General features: G+C 36.6%; 8 protein-coding genes. 6 read left to right on the forward strand and 2 right to left on the reverse strand.

Features of this window, described 5'->3' with window-relative positions:
* Positions 1–12: 12 nt before the first annotated feature.
* The 6 genes from ABXT64_RS10710 to ABXT64_RS10735 all read left to right on the forward strand — a co-directional run bounded on the left by ABXT64_RS10710 (position 13) and on the right by ABXT64_RS10735 (position 17,415).
* A complete protein-coding gene (locus ABXT64_RS10710; RefSeq protein ID WP_443632925.1) occupies positions 13–1,341 on the forward strand; it encodes a GEVED domain-containing protein in 1,329 nt (442 codons plus the stop codon).
* 101 nt (positions 1,342–1,442) lie between these two features.
* Positions 1,443–2,783, forward strand: a complete 1,341-nt coding sequence (locus ABXT64_RS10715; RefSeq protein WP_443632926.1) for a GEVED domain-containing protein — start codon at positions 1,443–1,445, stop codon at positions 2,781–2,783.
* Between the two features lie 91 nt (positions 2,784–2,874).
* On the forward strand, positions 2,875–12,507 hold the full coding sequence (locus ABXT64_RS10720) for a gliding motility-associated C-terminal domain-containing protein (protein ID WP_443632927.1): 9,633 nt from the start codon (positions 2,875–2,877) through the stop codon (positions 12,505–12,507).
* 66 nt (positions 12,508–12,573) lie between these two features.
* On the forward strand, positions 12,574–13,491 hold the full coding sequence (locus tag ABXT64_RS10725; protein ID WP_443632928.1) for a PorP/SprF family type IX secretion system membrane protein: 918 nt from the start codon (positions 12,574–12,576) through the stop codon (positions 13,489–13,491).
* Between the two features lie 18 nt (positions 13,492–13,509).
* Complete coding sequence (locus ABXT64_RS10730) at positions 13,510–15,105, forward strand: OmpA family protein (RefSeq protein ID WP_443632929.1); 1,596 nt, start codon at positions 13,510–13,512, stop codon at positions 15,103–15,105.
* 987 nt (positions 15,106–16,092) lie between these two features.
* A complete protein-coding gene (locus tag ABXT64_RS10735; RefSeq protein WP_443632930.1) occupies positions 16,093–17,415 on the forward strand; it encodes a M24 family metallopeptidase in 1,323 nt (440 codons plus the stop codon).
* On the opposite strand, the gene ABXT64_RS10740 is transcribed toward ABXT64_RS10735, so the two are convergent.
* A complete protein-coding gene (locus ABXT64_RS10740; protein WP_443632931.1) occupies positions 17,416–17,838 on the reverse strand; it encodes a DoxX family protein in 423 nt (140 codons plus the stop codon). It lies immediately after the preceding gene.
* A gap of 66 nt (positions 17,839–17,904) precedes the next feature.
* Positions 17,905–19,158, reverse strand: coding sequence for an MFS transporter (locus ABXT64_RS10745; RefSeq protein WP_443632932.1), 1,254 nt, complete (start codon positions 19,156–19,158; stop codon positions 17,905–17,907).
* Positions 19,159–19,161 lie beyond the last annotated feature (3 nt).

Below are 19,161 nucleotides of genomic sequence, written 5' to 3' on the forward strand. Positions count from 1 at the left end.
AAAGATATTAAGATGAAAAAAGCAGTATTAATTATTTGTTTACTATTTGTGTGTCTATTAGCACAAGCGCAGAATTGGAACCCCTATGTTAGTCAGGGTATTATAAGCCCATCACCATTATTACCAGTGGAGTTTGACGGCGAAGGTGAAATCTCATTTAAAATAGGTAACACGGGCAGTAGCCCACTTGTATATAACCTTACAAGTCCCGATAAGGTGATATTGGAGATTAGGTTATTCAATGGTGTTCCGAATAAAAGTAATCCATTGGCAGCACTGCAGGGTTCATGGGTAAATATGTTTAAATGGACCTATGATCCCTATACAACAACTTATACAGGCGTTCAAAAAAGAACGATACGGGGCTATGGACAAGGGGCTATCACGGTGGGATATAGGGTTAAGAGGAACACTCCTTTGTCTGTAATAGCTAATGGGGTTAGTGTTAGTATGCAAGTACCTTCTTATGCAAGTGCTTCCAATACGACCCAGGATGATTTTGTTAGTTCATACACTTATGTATTGGCAATGGATTATGGTGATGCTCCAGTAAGTTATGGTAATGCTTCTCATGACATTAATACATACAAAACAGGTGGTTTATATACACAATACATATACCTAGGGAGTTCTGTTGATCAAGAATCAGAAGCTCAACCTTCAACTAAGGCAGAGGGTGATGATAAAAATGGGGATGATGAAGATGGAGTTACTTTTCCATTATTAACAGCTGGGAGTACGGTTAGTATTCCGGTTGTAGTTACGGTTCAGGACGTGAGCTTTGGAGTATTAAATGCCTGGTTCGACTGGAATGGAGATGGAGATTTCACAGATTCGGGAGAAAATGTTCTAGCACCACAAGCAGTTTTCAGTAGTGGGACTTACGATTTGTCTGTTTCAATACCAGAAACGGCAATTACAACGGCTCCTACTTTCGCTCGTTTTAGAATAGGAAACGTTAGTGGTCCAACAGGTGTAAATACATGGGGAGAAGTAGAAGACTATCAAGTAAACATTAAAGATCAATATTTCTCAGATGCTATAATATTGCCTGTAGCAAAAGATAGATTAGAAACTTTAGGACCTACAAATATATTGGTGTATCCAAACCCAGCTATAGACAGATACTACGTAAATATATCTGTTATAGGAAGTTATCAATTGGAGTTGATGGACCTATTAGGAAGGCTTTTATATAGTGGTTCTATGGAGGTACAATTGGGTAATGGAGGTGTTAAAGAGCTTTCGAAAAGTCATCTTCCTTCAGGACCGTATTTCCTTCGAGTAACCAACAAGAAAGATGGACAGCAGTATACAGTAAAACTACTTATGGCAGAATAATAAGATAAGAAGAAATAAAGACATGGTAGGTGGTTAGTCAGACAGCATTAACCAGAGCTATTTTAAATCTACCAACAGAATATTTAATACCCTAGATTAATATGAAAAGAGCAATCCTATTATTGTGTTTTATTTTTACAAGCTTGTTTACAAGTGCGCAGAAGTATAACCCATATGTGAATCAGGGAATTATTTCCCCAGCTCCACTGTTACCAGTAGAATTTAATGGTACAGGCGAACTTTTGTTCAATGTAGGAAATTCAGGAAGTAGCTCACTTCCACTTGTCACTAATCAGGAAATGACATTGATAATAACCCTTTCTAATGGGATTCCGGACGATATAGATCCTTTGGCAGCAATGGGAGGTACATGGCTTAGTTATTTTAATTGGACTTATGATGCAGGTATTACTACTTATAGAGGGGTTCAAAACCAGGAAATTTCAGAAAGTACATCTGGAGATATAACCCTCTCATATAAAGTAATAAAGAATACACTTCTTTCGAGAGCTTCAAACGGGTTTAATGTAAATCTTCAACCACCACCATATGCTAATGGGATTCAAGCTACAGAGGATGATTCAGTAAGTTCATTCACCTATGTATTAGCAGAGGATTATGGAGATGCTCCAGTAAGTTATGGAGAAGCCTCTCATGATATTAAAATTTATAAGGCAAATGGTGTATATACACAATACATCCACTTTGGGAGTACTGTTGATCCAGAAACTGACTATCAAGGATCAGTATTGGCTGATGGAGATCATAAGGGCATTAATGACGAAGATGGAGTTACATTTCCGTCTCTTATACAAGGAGCCACAGTTGATATACCTGTTGAAATAACCATACATGATAGTGGTTTTGGGTTTTTGAATGCCTGGATCGATTGGAATGGAGATGGTGACTTTGATGATGTAGATGAACAAATTATCACAAGCAAGTTTATTACAACGAGTGGTACAACTAACCATTCGGTTAACGTACCTGGAGATGCAATAATTACTGAATCAACTTTTGCTCGTTTTAGAATTGGGGAACATTCTGATAGCTTAGGAGCCAATGCTTGGGGAGAAGTAGAGGACTATCAAATAACTATCATAGAAATAACGAACCTGTTAGTTGAAATGTCTCTTACTCGCAATGCAGATAAAGACAATTCAGGAACAATAACTTTAAATGATGTATTGACCTATATGGTTATATTAACCAATACTAATACCGAACCTTTGACGAATGTAGTTGTAGATGGTCTAATCATTTCATTTAATGAAGAGACGACACCGTGTACTATTTTGTCCCCAGAAATTTCATGTACACTAATTGGCACCTACTTGGTCACGCAGGATGATGTAGATGCGGGTCAGATTATTAACATTGGTACAGCTAATAGTCATGAAATGAACCCTGTTAAAGTCAGGCACATTACACCAATTAAATAAGATTTTTAACCTTGCAATTGTCTGAAAATGTGTGTTTTAAAGTAAAATCAAAATACATAAAAAAAAGTATTTAATAATAACAACGATTAAGATGAAAAGAGCATTACTAATATTGTGTTTATTTTTTGCAAGTTTATTTGCAAGTGCACAGAGTTATAACCCATATGTGAATCAGGGTATTGTATCCCCAGCTCCACTGTTACCATTAGAATTTAATGGTTCAGGCGAACTTTCGTTCAATATAGGAAATACAGGAAGTGATCCACTTCCACTTGTCATCAATCAGGAAATGTCACTGATTATAACCCTTTCTAAAGGGATACCGAACGAAGTAGATCCTTTGGCTGCATTGGGAGGCACATGGCTAATTTACTTTGATTGGACATACGATGCAGGTATTACTACCTATACAGGGATCCAAAATCAAGAAATTTCAGGAAGTGATTCTGGAGATATAACCATTGCGTATAAAGTCATAACCAATACATCTAGTTCAGTTGTTTCAAATGGGTTTAATATAAACCTTCAACCGCCACCATATACAAACGGGATTCAATCTACAGACGATGATTCAGTAAGTTCATACACTTATGTATTGGCAACTGATTATGGAGATGCACCTGCAAGCTATTTAGAAGCCTCTCATGATATCAATATCTACAAATCCGGAGGTGAATATACAAAATACATATACCTTGGTAGTTCTGTAGATCCAGAAACAGCAAATCAGCCATCAGCAATTGCTGACGGTGATGACACAAATGATACAGATGGAGACATGACCCCATCGGAAGATGATGAAGACGGGGTGATATTCCCGTCACTAATACTAGGAACCACAGTAGATATACCAGTTGAAATAACCATAAATAATGATAATGGTTCTAATAACGGATTTTTAAATGCTTGGATTGATTGGAATGGAGATGACGATTTTGATGATGCAGGAGAAAAAATTATAACAAATCAGTTCTTTTTCACGAGTGGTACGACTAATTATTCAGTTACCGTACCTGGTGATGCCATAATTACTCAACCAACATTTGCTCGTTTTAGAGTAGGGAATTTTAATATTGCAAGTTCAGGATTGGATGATTTTGGAGAGGTAGAAGATTACCAGGTAACAATTCAATCTGCAAATTCAGGCACGATAAGCGGTACTGTTGAAGATGATAACGGTAACCCAATTCCAGGAGTAATACTAAGCTTAGATGATGGAAATCCAACTACAACTAATCTTGATACTACAACAGCTATTGACGGTAGCTATAGTTTTACTGTTATACCAGGCGATTATATAATTGAAGAAACACAACCGGCAGACTATACCAATGTAAGTGATGGAGATGCGATAGTTGATGGAGTAGATGATACAGAAACAAATGATGGAAGCACAACCAATGATACTATACCAGTATCATTAGCTTCTGGAGAAACAGATAGTGGGAATGATTTTATAGAAAGTTGTCTAGTACCACCAACACCAACGGTAACAGTAAGCCCAGCAGATTGTGATAATGGAGCGGTAGTAACGGTAACAAATTACGATTCAGGATTAACCTATACCTCTACAGCCTCAGGCTTAGTAGTAGGAGCAGGAGGAATAGTAACTGGCGGAATTGATGGAGATATCTATACGATCACTGCAACAAGTGCAGCTACGTGTACAGCTACTTCAGCGAATTTCACCTTTGAAGATGATACGCAATTAGCAGCACCAGATGCGCCATTAGTAACAGTAACCCTAGCAGATTGTGATAATGGAGCGGTAGTAACGGTAACAAACTACGATTCAGGATTAACCTATACCTCTACAGCCTCAGGCTTAGTAGTAGGCGCAGGCGGAATTGTAACTGGCGGAATTGATGGAGATATCTATACGATCACAGCAGAAAATGCAAATACATGTACAGCTACTTCTGCAAGTTTCACCTTTGAAGATGATACGCAATTATTAGTGCCAACACCAACGGTAACAGTAAGCCCAGCAGATTGTGATAATGGAGCGGTAGTAACGGTAACAAATTACGATTCAGGATTAACCTATACCTCTACAGCCTCAGGCTTAGTAGTAGGAGCAGGAGGAATAGTAACTGGCGGAATTGATGGAGATATCTATACGATCACAGCAGAAAATGCAAATACGTGTACAGCTACTTCAGCGAGTTTCATTAATGATACGGATGCACAATTAGCAGCACCAGATGCGCCATTAGTAACAGTAACCCTAGCAGATTGTGATAATGGAGCGGTAGTAACGGTAACAAATTACGATTCAGGATTAACCTATACCTCTACAGCCTCAGGCTTAGTAGTAGGAGCAGGAGGAATAGTAACTGGCGGAATTGATGGAGATACATATACGATCACAGCAGAAAATGCAAATACGTGTACAGCTACCTCAGCAAATTTCATTAATGATACGGATGCACAATTAGCAACACCAGATGCGCCATTAGTAACAGTAACCCCAGCAGATTGTGATAATGGAGCGGTAGTAACAGTAACAAATTACGATTCAGGATTAACCTATACCTCTACAGCCGCAGGCTTAGTAGTAGGAGCAGGAGGAATTGTAACTGGCGGAATTGATGGAGATACCTATACGATCACTGCAACAAGTGCAGCTACGTGTACAGCTACTTCAGCGAGTTTCACCTTTGAAGATGATACGCAATTATTAGTGCCAACACCAACGGTAACAGTAAGCCCAGCAGATTGTGATAATGGAGCGGTAGTAACGGTAACAAATTACGATTCAGGATTAACCTATACCTCTACAGCCTCAGGCTTAGTAGTAGGCGCAGGCGGAATTGTAACTGGCGGAATAGATGGAGATATCTATACGATCACAGCAGAAAACACAAATACGTGTACAGCTACTTCAGCGAGTTTCACCTTTGAAGATGATACGCAATTATTAGTGCCAACACCAACGGTAACAGTAAGCCCAGCAGATTGTGATAATGGAGCGGTAGTAACGGTAACAAATTATGATTCAGGATTAACCTATACCTCTACAGCCTCAGGCTTAGTAGTAGGCGCAGGCGGAATTGTAACTGGCGGAATTGATGGAGATACATATACGATCACAGCAGAAAATGCAAATACGTGTACAGCTACCTCAGCAAATTTCATTAATGATACGGATGCACAATTAGCAACACCAGATGCGCCATTAGTAACAGTAACCCCAGCAGATTGTGATAATGGAGCGGTAGTAACAGTAACAAATTACGATTCAGGATTAACCTATACCTCTACAGCCTCAGGCTTAATAGTAGGAGCAGGAGGAATTGTAACTGGCGGAATTGATGGAGATATCTATACGATCACAGCAGAAAATACAAATACGTGTACAGCTACCTCAGCAAGTTTCATTAATGATACGGATGCACAATTAGCAGCACCAGATGCGCCATTAGTAACAGTAACGCCAGCAGATTGTGATAATGGAGCGGTAGTAACGGTAACAAATTACGATTCAGGATTAACCTATACCTCTACAGCCTCAGGCTTAGTAGTAGGAGCAGGAGGAATAGTAACTGGCGGAATTGATGGAGATACATATACGATCACAGCAGAAAACACAAATACGTGTACAGCTACCTCAGCAAATTTCATTAATGATACGGATGCACAATTAGCAACACCAGATGCGCCATTAGTAACAGTAAGCCCAGCAGATTGTGATAATGGAGCGGTAGTAACAGTAACAAATTACGATTCAGGATTAACCTATACCTCTACAGCCGCAGGCTTAATAGTAGGAGCAGGCGGAATTGTAACTGGCGGAATTGATGGAGATACATATACGATCACAGCAGAAAATGCAAATACGTGTACAGCTACCTCAGCAAATTTCATTAATGATACGGATGCACAATTAGCAACACCAGATGCGCCATTAGTAACAGTAAGCCCAGCAGATTGTGATAATGGAGCGGTAGTAACAGTAACAAATTACGATTCAGGATTAACCTATACCTCTACAGCCGCAGGCTTAGTAGTAGGAGCAGGAGGAATAGTAACTGGCGGAATTGATGGAGATACATATACGATCACAGCAGAAAATGCAAATACGTGTACAGCTACCTCAGCAAATTTCATTAATGATACGGATGCACAATTAGCAACACCAGATGCGCCATTAGTAACAGTAAGCCCAGCAGATTGTGATAATGGAGCGTTAGTAACAGTAACAAATTACGATTCAGGATTAACCTATACCTCTACAGCCGCAGGCTTAATAGTAGGAGCAGGCGGAATTGTAACTGGCGGAATAGATGGAGATATCTATACGATCACAGCAGAAAACACAAATACTTGTACAGCTACCTCAGCGAGTTTCACCTTTGAAGATGATACGCAATTATTAGTGCCAACACCAACGGTAACAGTAAGCCCAGCAGATTGTGATAATGGAGCGGTAGTAACGGTAACAAATTACGATTCAGGATTAACCTATACCTCTACAGCCTCAGGCTTAGTAGTAGGAGCAGGAGGAATAGTAACTGGCGGAATTGATGGAGATATCTATACGATCACTGCAACAAGTGCAGCTACGTGTACAGCTACTTCAGCGAATTTCATTAATGATACGGATGCACAATTAGCAGCACCAGATGCGCCATTAGTAACAGTAACGCCAGCAGATTGTGATAATGGAGCGGTAGTAACAGTAACAAATTACGATTCAGGATTAACCTATACCTCTACAGCCGCAGGCTTAATAGTAGGAGCAGGAGGAATAGTAACTGGTGGAATTGATGGAGATACATATACGATCACAGCAGAAAATACAAATACTTGTACAGCTACCTCAGCAAATTTCATTAATGATACCGATGCACAGTTAGCAACACCAGATGCGCCATTAGTAACAGTAACGCCAGCAGATTGTGATAATGGAGCGGTAGTAACAGTAACAAATTACGATTCAGGATTAACCTATACCTCTACAGCCGCAGGCTTAATAGTAGGAGCAGGAGGAATAGTAACTGGTGGAATAGATGGAGATACATATACGATCACAGCAGAAAATACAAATACGTGTACAGCTACCTCAGCGAGTTTCATTAATGATACGGATGCACAATTAGCAGCACCAGATGCGCCATTAGTAACAGTAACGCCAGCAGATTGTGATAATGGAGCGGTAGTAACAGTAACAAATTACGATTCAGGATTAACCTATACCTCTACAGCCTCAGGCTTAGTAGTAGGAGCAGGAGGAATAGTAACTGGCGGAATTGATGGAGATACATATACGATCACAGCAGAAAATGCAAATACGTGTACAGCTACCTCAGCAAATTTCATTAATGATACGGATGCACAATTAGCAGCACCAGATGCGCCATTAGTAACAGTAAGCCCAGCAGATTGTGATAATGGAGCGGTAGTAACGGTAACAAATTACGATTCAGGATTAACCTATACCTCTACAGCCGCAGGCTTAATAGTAGGAGCAGGAGGAATTGTAACTGGCGGAATTGATGGAGATATCTATACGATCACAGCAGAAAATGCAAATACGTGTACAGCTACTTCAGCGAGTTTCATTAATGATACGGATGCACAATTAGCAGCACCAGATGCGCCATTAGTAACAGTAACCCTAGCAGATTGTGATAATGGAGCGGTAGTAACGGTAACAAATTACGATTCAGGATTAACCTATACCTCTACAGCCGCAGGCTTAATAGTAGGAGCAGGAGGAATAGTAACTGGTGGAATAGATGGAGATACATATACGATCACAGCAGAAAATACAAATACTTGTACAGCTACCTCAGCGAGTTTCATTAATGATACGGATGCACAATTAGCAACACCAGATGCGCCATTAGTAACAGTAACGCCAGCAGATTGTGATAATGGAGCGGTAGTAACAGTAACAAATTACGATTCAGGATTAACCTATACCTCTACAGCCGCAGGCTTAATAGTAGGAGCAGGCGGAATTGTAACTGGCGGAATTGATGGAGATACATATACGATCACAGCAGAAAATGCAAATACGTGTACAGCTACCTCAGCAAATTTCATTAATGATACGGATGCACAATTAGCAACACCAGATGCGCCATTAGTAACAGTAAGCCCAGCAGATTGTGATAATGGAGCGTTAGTAACAGTAACAAATTACGATTCAGGATTAACCTATACCTCTACAGCCTCAGGCTTAATAGTAGGAGCAGGAGGAATTGTAACTGGCGGAATTGATGGAGATACATATACGATCACAGCAGAAAATGCAAATACGTGTACAGCTACTTCAGCGAGTTTCATTAATGATACGGATGCACAATTAGCAGCACCAGATGCGCCATTAGTAACAGTAACCCCAGCAGATTGTGATAATGGAGCGGTAGTAACGGTAACAAATTACGATTCAGGATTAACCTATACCTCTACAGCCTCAGGCTTAGTAGTAGGAGCAGGAGGAATAGTAACTGGCGGAATTGATGGAGATATCTATACGATCACTGCAACAAGTGCAGCTACGTGTACAGCTACTTCAGCGAGTTTCATTAATGATACGGATGCACAATTAGCAGCACCAGATGCGCCATTAGTAACAGTAACCCTAGCAGATTGTGATAATGGAGCGGTAGTAACAGTAACAAATTACGATTCAGGATTAACCTATACCTCTACAGCCGCAGGCTTAATAGTAGGAGCAGGAGGAATAGTAACTGGTGGAATTGATGGAGATACATATACGATCACAGCAGAAAATACAAATACTTGTACAGCTACCTCAGCAAATTTCATTAATGATACCGATGCACAGTTAGCAACACCAGATGCGCCATTAGTAACAGTAACGCCAGCAGATTGTGATAATGGAGCGGTAGTAACAGTAACAAATTACGATTCAGGATTAACCTATACCTCTACAGCCGCAGGCTTAGTAGTAGGAGCAGGAGGAATAGTAACTGGTGGAATAGATGGAGATACATATACGATCACAGCAGAAAACACAAATACGTGTACAGCTACTTCAGCGAGTTTCATTAATGATACGGATGCACAATTAGCAACACCAGATGCGCCATTAGTAACAGTAACGCCAGCAGATTGTGATAATGGAGCGGTAGTAACAGTAACAAATTACGATTCAGGATTAACCTATACCTCTACAGCCTCAGGCTTAATAGTAGGCGCAGGAGGAATTGTAACTGGCGGAATTGATGGAGATACATATACGATCACAGCAGAAAATGCAAATACTTGTACAGCTACTTCAGCGAGTTTCATTAATGATACGGATGCACAATTAGCAGCACCAGATGCGCCATTAGTAACAGTAACCCTAGCAGATTGTGATAATGGAGCGGTAGTAACAGTAACAAATTACGATTCAGGATTAACCTATACCTCTACAGCCGCAGGCTTAATAGTAGGAGCAGGAGGAATAGTAACTGGTGGAATAGATGGAGATACATATACGATCACAGCAGAAAATACAAATACTTGTACAGCTACCTCAGCGAGTTTCATTAATGATACGGATGCACAATTAGCAGCACCAGATGCGCCATTAGTAACAGTAACGCCAGCAGATTGTGATAATGGAGCGGTAGTAACAGTAACAAATTACGATTCAGGATTAACCTATACCTCTACAGCCGCAGGCTTAATAGTAGGAGCAGGCGGAATTGTAACTGGCGGAATTGATGGAGATACATATACGATCACAGCAGAAAATGCAAATACGTGTACAGCTACCTCAGCAAATTTCATTAATGATACGGATGCACAATTAGCAACACCAGATGCGCCATTAGTAACAGTAAGCCCAGCAGATTGTGATAATGGAGCGGTAGTAACAGTAACAAATTACGATTCAGGATTAACCTATACCTCTACAGCCGCAGGCTTAATAGTAGGAGCAGGAGGGATTGTAACTGGCGGAATTGATGGAGATACATATACGATCACAGCAGAAAATACAAATACGTGTACAGCTACTTCAGCAGAATTCACATACGATGATGATGTACAATTGTTAGCGCCAAATGATTTAATTATTGAGAGCATTGATCAAGAAGTATGTGCTGATGAATATATTTCTATTGAATTTGAAGGACCAATAGGTATAAATGAAGAAATAGAAATTTACTTAAATGCAGATTTAACATTAGTTGCAAATCCTGCAACTGCATCTGTTACATCATGGCAATCTTTAGATTTATTTACAACATCTGGAAGTTTATGGGCAGTCTTAAGTGATAGCAGTACCAGTTGTAACTCTAATGTTTTAGAGATTCCATTTACGGTTTCAGACTGTGCTGACTTAACAATTACTAAGGCCGTGAGTAATAATTCTCCAAATGTAGGAGACACAATTGACTTTGTTATAACGGTGACTAATTTAGGGGCAAGTAATGCAACAGGTGTAATTATTGAGGAACTATTACCTTCAGGTTATGACTCATCAACAGCAACAATAGTTGCCTCAGCAGGTATTTATGATTTAGTGACTGGTAATTGGTCAATACCATTGATTACTAGTGGTACTTCAGAAACCCTAACATTAACGGTTGCAGTTAATTCAGAAGGAAATTATACAAATTGTGCTTCCATAACTAGTTTAAATGAAATAGATCCAGACCAAAATAATAATATTGCTTGTGTCTCTGTAGATCCTGTTTATCAATCTGATTTAGAGATAATTAAAATAGTAAGCAATGATATTACTTATGTTGGGGATACTGTTCAATTTACTATAGCATTAATGAATAATGGACCAAGTAACGCTTCTGGTGTTACAGTGATGGAGCTTTTACCTTCTGGTTATACTTTTATTTCTAGTAATGTAGGCCCAGATTATAATGAAATTACAGGGATTTGGTATGTTGATAATATTATTAATGGAGAGACGCTTTATTTGAATATAACAACCCGAGTAAATGCAACTGGAGAGTATATGAATTGTGCTGAAGTTCTTGATTCAAACATAGTGGATCCTGACCCTACGAACAATAGTGATTGTACTGAAACAAATCCAATACCATTAATTGATTTATCTGTTATAAAAGTGGCAGATGATATGAATCCTGAGCCTGAAGATGACGAGATTACCTTTACTATTACAGTTACCAATGATGGTCCTAGTGATGCTACAGGGGTTGAAATTATTGATGTTTTAGCTTCGGGTTATGAATTTATAAGTTCTTTTGCTGAAGTAGGATTATATGATGAAAATACAGGTATTTGGACCATAGGTACGGTACCAAATAATATAACCTATTATTTAGATATTACCGTATTAGTATTACCAACGGGAGAATATTTAAATACCACGGAAGTTATTTCAGCTAATGAGGAAGATATTGATTCTACACCAGACAATAGTATTAATACGGAGGATGATTATTCTGAAGTATTAATAAATCCTATTGTAATCATTACAATACCAGATGTTATTACAGCTAATGACGATGGTGTAAATGATGTGTTTGATATTGATAATTTAGAAGCCCTTTACCCTAACTACAAAATGGAAATATACAATAGATGGGGTAATCAAGTATATGATTATACACACAATGGAAATTCAAGTACTGAACCATTATGGTGGAATGGATATTCTGATGGAAGATGGAATATTGCTGAAGGAGAAAGATTACCTACTTCCACTTACTACTACATCATTTATTTTAATGATGGAAATAGAAAGCCTCAAACAGGATGGGTATATTTAAATAGATAGACAAACTTATAGAGAGGAGGTTGCAATATATTTCCTTTCTAATATTAATGTTAAGATTATAGTTTTATGAAAAATTGTAGATTAATTTGGGGAGTAATTTTCGTGTTATCCTTTACGTCTGTACTTGGGCAACAAGATGCCCAATATACACAGTATATGTATAATATGAATATGTTAAACCCAGCGTATGCAGGATCTAGAGGGAATTTAAGTGTCGGTTTGTTAGGAAGGACTCAATGGGTGGGTATTGAAGGAGCTCCTCAAACCATAACTTTTTCTTTAAATAGCCCTGTGGGTAAAAATGTTGGTCTAGGTTTATCTGCTATTGCAGATATTCATGGACCGGTAAAAGAGCAAAATTTATATGCGGATTTTTCCTATACACTAAGAGTTTCTGATTTAGGAAGGTTAGCTTTTGGAGTAAAAGCTGGAGCTTCGTTCTTGGATGTGAATTTGTTATCATTAAATCCAAATGATCCTGAGTTTAGCAATACCTTATCTAATAATGTAAGCGAGGTATATCCTAATATTGGAGCTGGTGCTTATTATTATAGTGATCGATTTTATTTAGGCCTATCAGTTCCAAATTTTTTGGAAAGAAAACACTTAAAAGATGACACTGGAATTGTAAGTACAGCTTCAGAAGAAATGCATTACTTTTTAACCTCAGGATATGTGTTTGAATTATCAGATGATTTAAAGTTGAAACCTTCAGTGTTGGTAAAAGCAGCATATGGAACACCATTATCGGTAGATGTATCTGCTAATATGTTGATGTATGAAGAATTTGAACTAGGAGTTTCATATCGTTTTGATGATTCTTTAAGTGCAATGGTAGGGTTTCAATTAACTCCAGGTATAAGAGCAGGATATGCATACGATTATACACTTTTAAATCTTGGAAATTACAATTCAGGTTCTCACGAAATAATATTACTGTTTGATATTCTGAAAAATAACCTTAAGAGTCCTAGATTCTTCTAAATGCTAATAATTAATCACATGAAAAAAAATATATTATTTGTTGTCTTTCTCTTTTTAGTGAGCTTTTCTGCTTCTTCACAAGTCGAAGAACGTTATGAAATAAAACATTTAACCAATGTAAATACTAAGTATTCAGATTTTGGGGTTTCATATTTTGGAGAGAATCAAGTGGTTTTTGCTTCTTCAAGGAAAGTAAGAAGTTTACGAAATCGTACTTGGAGAGAGAATTCTCAACCCTATTTAGAATTGTATCTAGGAAATATCGCTGAAAATGGAGAGATTTTAGATAGTGAATTATTTTCTTCTGAAATTAATACCCGTTACCATGAAGCCGATGTCGTTTTTACATCTAATCTGAAAACAGTTTATTTTACACGTAATAATTACTTTGAAAGAAACTATAAAAAAGATGATGATGGAATGAATCATTTAATATTGCTAAGAGCTCATATCGATGAAGATTGTGAATGGGGTAACATGGAAGAATTGACTTTTAATAGTGATTTATATTCAGTAGGTCATCCTACACTAAGTAATGACGGTAAGATTCTTTACTTTGTGTCTGATATGCCAGGAGGTCACGGAAACACCGATATTTATTTTGTACACCTATCTGAAGACGGAACTTACGGAGAGCCTATAAATGCAGGGCCTATAGTTAACACCATGAGTCGTGAAATGTTTCCTTTTCTAAGTGAAAGTGGCGTCCTTTACTATTCTTCTGATGGTAAATCTGGGCATGGTAGTTTAGATGTCTTCAAGAGTACTGTTTCCGAAAATGGTACAGTATATACGATCCCTGAGAATTTGGGAAGTCAAATCAATAGTCCAATGGATGATTTTTCCTTCGCCATAAATGAGGAGACCATGACAGGGTATTTTTCCTCAAATAGAGGAGGAGGAAAAGGCCACGATGACATCTACTATTTTAAAGAAAATCCGGCTCTTGTAGTTTGTAAACAATACGCTAATGGTCTAGTAAGAGATAAAAAATCTGGCGCTTTACTACCTAGAGCAATGGTCACTTTATATAAAGATGGAATTGAAATTGAAAAAGTAATGACTGATGATAATGCAAGATTTGCCTTTACAGTAGAATGTGAATCCAATTATAAAGTAGTTGGAACAAAAGAAGGTTATTCTGAAGATAGTGAAGAATTTATTACTTCAGTTGAAACTGAACTCGAATTAGATCTTACACTAGACTTGAAGGACGAAGATATTGTTGAAATTAATGGTAAAGATTTTATAAAGATTGATCCAATTTATTTCGATCTAAATAAATCATTCATACGACCTGATGCATCAATTGAACTTGAAAAGGTAATAGCCGTTATGAAACGTTACCCACAAATGATTGTACAATTAGGTTCTCATACAGATAGCCGAAATACACATAAGTATAATGAGGCTTTATCTGGTCGAAGAGCCGCTTCATCTTTAGAATATATTATATCTAAAGGGATTGAAAGGGCAAGAATCTTTGGTTCAGGTCATGGAGAAACACAATTAGTTAATGGTTGTTCTGATGGAGTAAAATGCTCTAAAGATGAACATCAACAAAATAGAAGAACTGAATTTGTGGTTATTAGATATAACAATGGTATAAAGTGAATGAAACCTGTATTTTTCATTATCTTTTATAGTTAAAATGGCAAAGCAATTTAGTTATCCCAACAGTATATATATATATAGCTAAATTGTATTTTTAATATCACAGTAGTATTTATTCTTTATTTAGGGAAGTATGAAATGAATGAGTTTTAAGGACTTAATTTATGGATTATTTTCCCTATACTTTTAGGACTTAATTAGATAACGACACTCTATATAATATCAAAAGGATACTTATTTAACACCCGCTATTAGGAACGTGTTGTAGAACACAAGGAAAAAGTTTTTTTTTGTTTCGGAAAAGGAGTGTTTTATTTATATGAGGAATAAACCACAAACCACTAACAAAGAATTGAGCTAAAGAATAAATACTTCAATTGAATATAAGATTAATAGAAACTATTAGTTTTTTTTTAACGATCTATTTTTTTTATATCGAAGATTAGTTTCCCCATTATTATTACTGATTTTTTTTTCTATTTGAGTTCTCTCGTGTTTAGCTTCCACTTTCACTCTGAGTCATTATGTATTTACAATCATACTTTTAAATCTATTCATTGATGGCTTTAGGGTTAATACGGTAGGGTTTTCTGAGTACACTCCAAGTATGCTGATTATATTCTAGAAGGCACAAAAGTTTTTGGTAGCTATGTAAAAGAATGGTGCACAGGAAATTTACAAACTGTCTTTTTTAAAGGCAATGATAATCCTAAAATTAAAAAACAGATTTGTTCTGTACTTGCTGGTTATGTTTGAGATAAAACCAATCCTTTCGTAAAGAACCACAATAGACTTATTGGAACCGTAGCACATGTTATTAGACTTGAGAATAGTTAAGAATTCTAAATTTTATTTTTCTAATTAGTTGAATTTTCTATTGTGTATACTATATTTTAATGCGTAGTATTTTATTTTTAACCTTGGAGCATTTATTAATGTTCCTTTTTTTATTGTTGACTATTGATTACTTTAGAAAAAAAATGTTTTATGAAACAGGTACTTTTTTTATTCTTAATTATAAGCGCATCCATGTATTCACAAATTCTTTCAGAAAAAGAAAGAGCGATTGTTAAAGATGAAATCTTAGCGGAACGATTTAATGAGTTATTACCTCAGTTAATGGATCGAGCAGCTATTGATATGTGGTTGGTGATTTCTCGTGAATATAATGAAGACCCTGTAATGAGAACGATGTTACCGGCAACATGGTTAAATGCAAGAAGGCGAACTATATTAGTTTTTTATAGAAATAAAGAACAAAATACCATTGAGAAATTAGCAGTTGCCAGATATGATGTGGGTAAAAATATTGTTTCTGCTTGGAATAAAGAAGAACAACCTAATCAATGGGAGGCACTTGTAACTATTATAAAAGAACGAAATCCCTCAAAAATAGGAATTAATATTTCTGATGATTTTGGAATTGCAGATGGATTGGTGCAAACAGATTATAAAGAATTAAAAGAAGCATTGCCTTTAGAATATGAGAATAAACTTGTGTCTGCTGAAAAATTAGCAATTGCATGGATTGAAACACGCACAGAACAAGAAATGAAATTGTATGAAATTTTAGTGAAAATCACTCATGAAATTATAGATGAAGCATTTTCAGAAAAAGTAATTGTACATGGAACAACTACAACAGAGGATGTAGTTTGGTGGATGCGTCAAAAAGTTACAGATTTGGGATTAGAAACTTGGTTTCATCCTACTATTGATGTTCAAAGAAATAATGAAGAATTAAAAAGTCATATATATTCATTTTCAAAAGGGGAGAAGGAAAAATTAATTATACCCGGAGATTTATTGCATTGCGATTTTGGTATAACTTATATAGGCTTAAATACAGATTGTCAACAGCATTCTTATGTATTAAAAAGGGAAGAAGATAGTGTTCCTTCCTATCTTTCAAATGCATTTAAGAAAGGAAATAGAGTACAGGATATATTTACCTCAAATTTTGAAAAGGGTAAAACAGGAAATCAAATATTATTAAAATCTCTAAAAGAAGCTAAAAATGAAGGATTACAACCTTCCATTTATACACATCCATTAGGAGTTTATGGACATAGTGCAGGCCCAACAATAGGGATGTGGGATTCTCAAGGAGGAGTTCCAGGAACAGGAGATTACCCTCTTTATTTTAATACTGTATATGCTATTGAACTTAATACTACTGTTACTATTCAACCCTGGAATAAAAACATCCGTATTATGTTAGAAGAAGATGGTTTTTATGGAGAAGAAGGGTTTCGTTATATCAGGGGAAGGCAAGAGAAAATTAAGATTGTCAATCCTAAAACGAAATAATTATTGCTGCATTTTTAAATATTTATCTATAGAATGACGACCCGATCCATAGAATAAAAAGAAAAGACATAATAAAAATACTAGCATAGTTATAATGAGGTTCATTGTATCCATTTCTCCAACAAAATTGATGATAATAGCGCCTATTAGGATAGGTAATTGAGCAAAAACCGCCCAACGAGTTAATAAACCAAATACAATTAATAATCCTCCTATAAAATGAGCAGGAGCGATGTAGCTTATAACTAACATTCCACCTAACATACTTTGAATTGGTTTTATGAATTCCATTATCACTTGAGTGTTTCCCATGAAATCAATTCCTTTAATAAATAAAAAGGACCCTAATGCTATTCTTAAAATATCTATCGGATAATTGGTATGAGTATTTGCCCATTTATTTAATGATTTTATACGCCCCATTATATAAATCCTTAAAAGTTATAGATGTAAGATACTCATTTTTAATGATATAAATAAGTTTTTTTTTTATTTTTTAGAAATTCTAAAGAATATAAATGAAGCAATTAATCCAATAAATGAAAATATAGATAACATTAAAAAGACATGTTGATAGCCTTGTATGCCAGGAGAGTTATCTAATAAATATCCAATACTTAATCCATTGAAAATATCTGGAGTATAGCCTACTAAAGATATTAAGCCAACAGCAGTACCTGTAAGAGCAAGAGGTATCTTACCTTCTTTCATAGCTGCAAAATATAAGGATCTGGCAGCGTAAATACCTGTAGCAATAATAAGAATAGAAAGGAAAAATAAAGAAGTTGTATTTGGGCTAATACTTCCAGTGGCAAATAATAAAGAACCAAGACAACTAAGTATAAAACTAATAACAAGCCAAAATGTGACTCTAGTCTTGTCTGCTAAAAACCCAATACCAACGCCTACTATAGGGCGAATAAACAATAAAAAAGTTCCAACTTTTGCAGATGTTACCTCGTCATACAACATAATTTCTTTTGCATATTGAGAAAACACACCTGTGGTTTTGTAGCCAACATAAGCACATAAAATAATGATCATTAAAAGCCATACAGAGGGGATGCTAAGTACTTTTTTAATATCCTGCAAGGTTATTTTTTCTAGGTTAGTTTGAATGGCGTCATCTGTGCTTGTCTTTAAAAAGAACCATACCAAAACTCCAATAAAAGCAACTAGGGTAGAGGAGATCCAAATAACAATTTGGAAAGCGTTTTGTCGTTCTGTAAATACTGCTAATTCTATTGCTTCAGTAACGAAAAAAGAAAAAATAAGTACGCCTAATAAACCAAATAATGCACCGACTAAGCCACGGCCTCCGTCAAGAAATCCAAATGCTTTTCCTTGAGAAGTTTCTCCTCCCCATACACGAGTAGCTTTAATCATGGCCGCCCATAAAAGAAAAATGGTGGTAAAGCCCCAATAACCATACAATACTTTTAATACTAATAAAGAAGGGAAGGAGCCATATACAATACCTCCAAGAGCAGTAGTCCATAGTGCAATGGCAATAAGTTTTCTAGGCTGATATCGGTCTGCTAGTGGACCACCTAGTAGATATGCAAATACAGCTACAATACCATATATAGATTGCGCAGTACCTAATTCTAGGTTACTTAGATTAAAAACTTCTAAGACTGTTGGGCGAAACACACGGGTTAGTACAAAAGGTAAAATAAAAACAGCCTCTCCTGCTAAAATGAGTAGCAAGAGATACGCGTAATTTTCATGTTTTGAAGTCACTAT

The organism is Candidatus Marifrigoribacter sp. Uisw_064, from assembly GCF_047730175.1.
Lineage (GTDB): Bacteria > Bacteroidota > Bacteroidia > Flavobacteriales > Flavobacteriaceae > Marifrigoribacter.

What these genes read in the sequence shown, in the direction of transcription:
- ABXT64_RS10710 (WP_443632925.1), top strand. Translation starts at nt 13, where the DNA reads ATGAAAAAAGCAGTATTAATTATTTGTTTACTATTTGTGTGTCTATTA.
- ABXT64_RS10715 (WP_443632926.1), top strand. Translation starts at nt 1,443, where the DNA reads ATGAAAAGAGCAATCCTATTATTGTGTTTTATTTTTACAAGCTTGTTT.
- ABXT64_RS10720 (WP_443632927.1), top strand. Translation starts at nt 2,875, where the DNA reads ATGAAAAGAGCATTACTAATATTGTGTTTATTTTTTGCAAGTTTATTT.
- ABXT64_RS10725 (WP_443632928.1), top strand. Translation starts at nt 12,574, where the DNA reads ATGAAAAATTGTAGATTAATTTGGGGAGTAATTTTCGTGTTATCCTTT.
- ABXT64_RS10730 (WP_443632929.1), top strand. Translation starts at nt 13,510, where the DNA reads ATGAAAAAAAATATATTATTTGTTGTCTTTCTCTTTTTAGTGAGCTTT.
- ABXT64_RS10735 (WP_443632930.1), top strand. Translation starts at nt 16,093, where the DNA reads ATGAAACAGGTACTTTTTTTATTCTTAATTATAAGCGCATCCATGTAT.
- ABXT64_RS10740 (WP_443632931.1), bottom strand. Translation starts at nt 17,838, where the DNA reads ATGGGGCGTATAAAATCATTAAATAAATGGGCAAATACTCATACCAAT.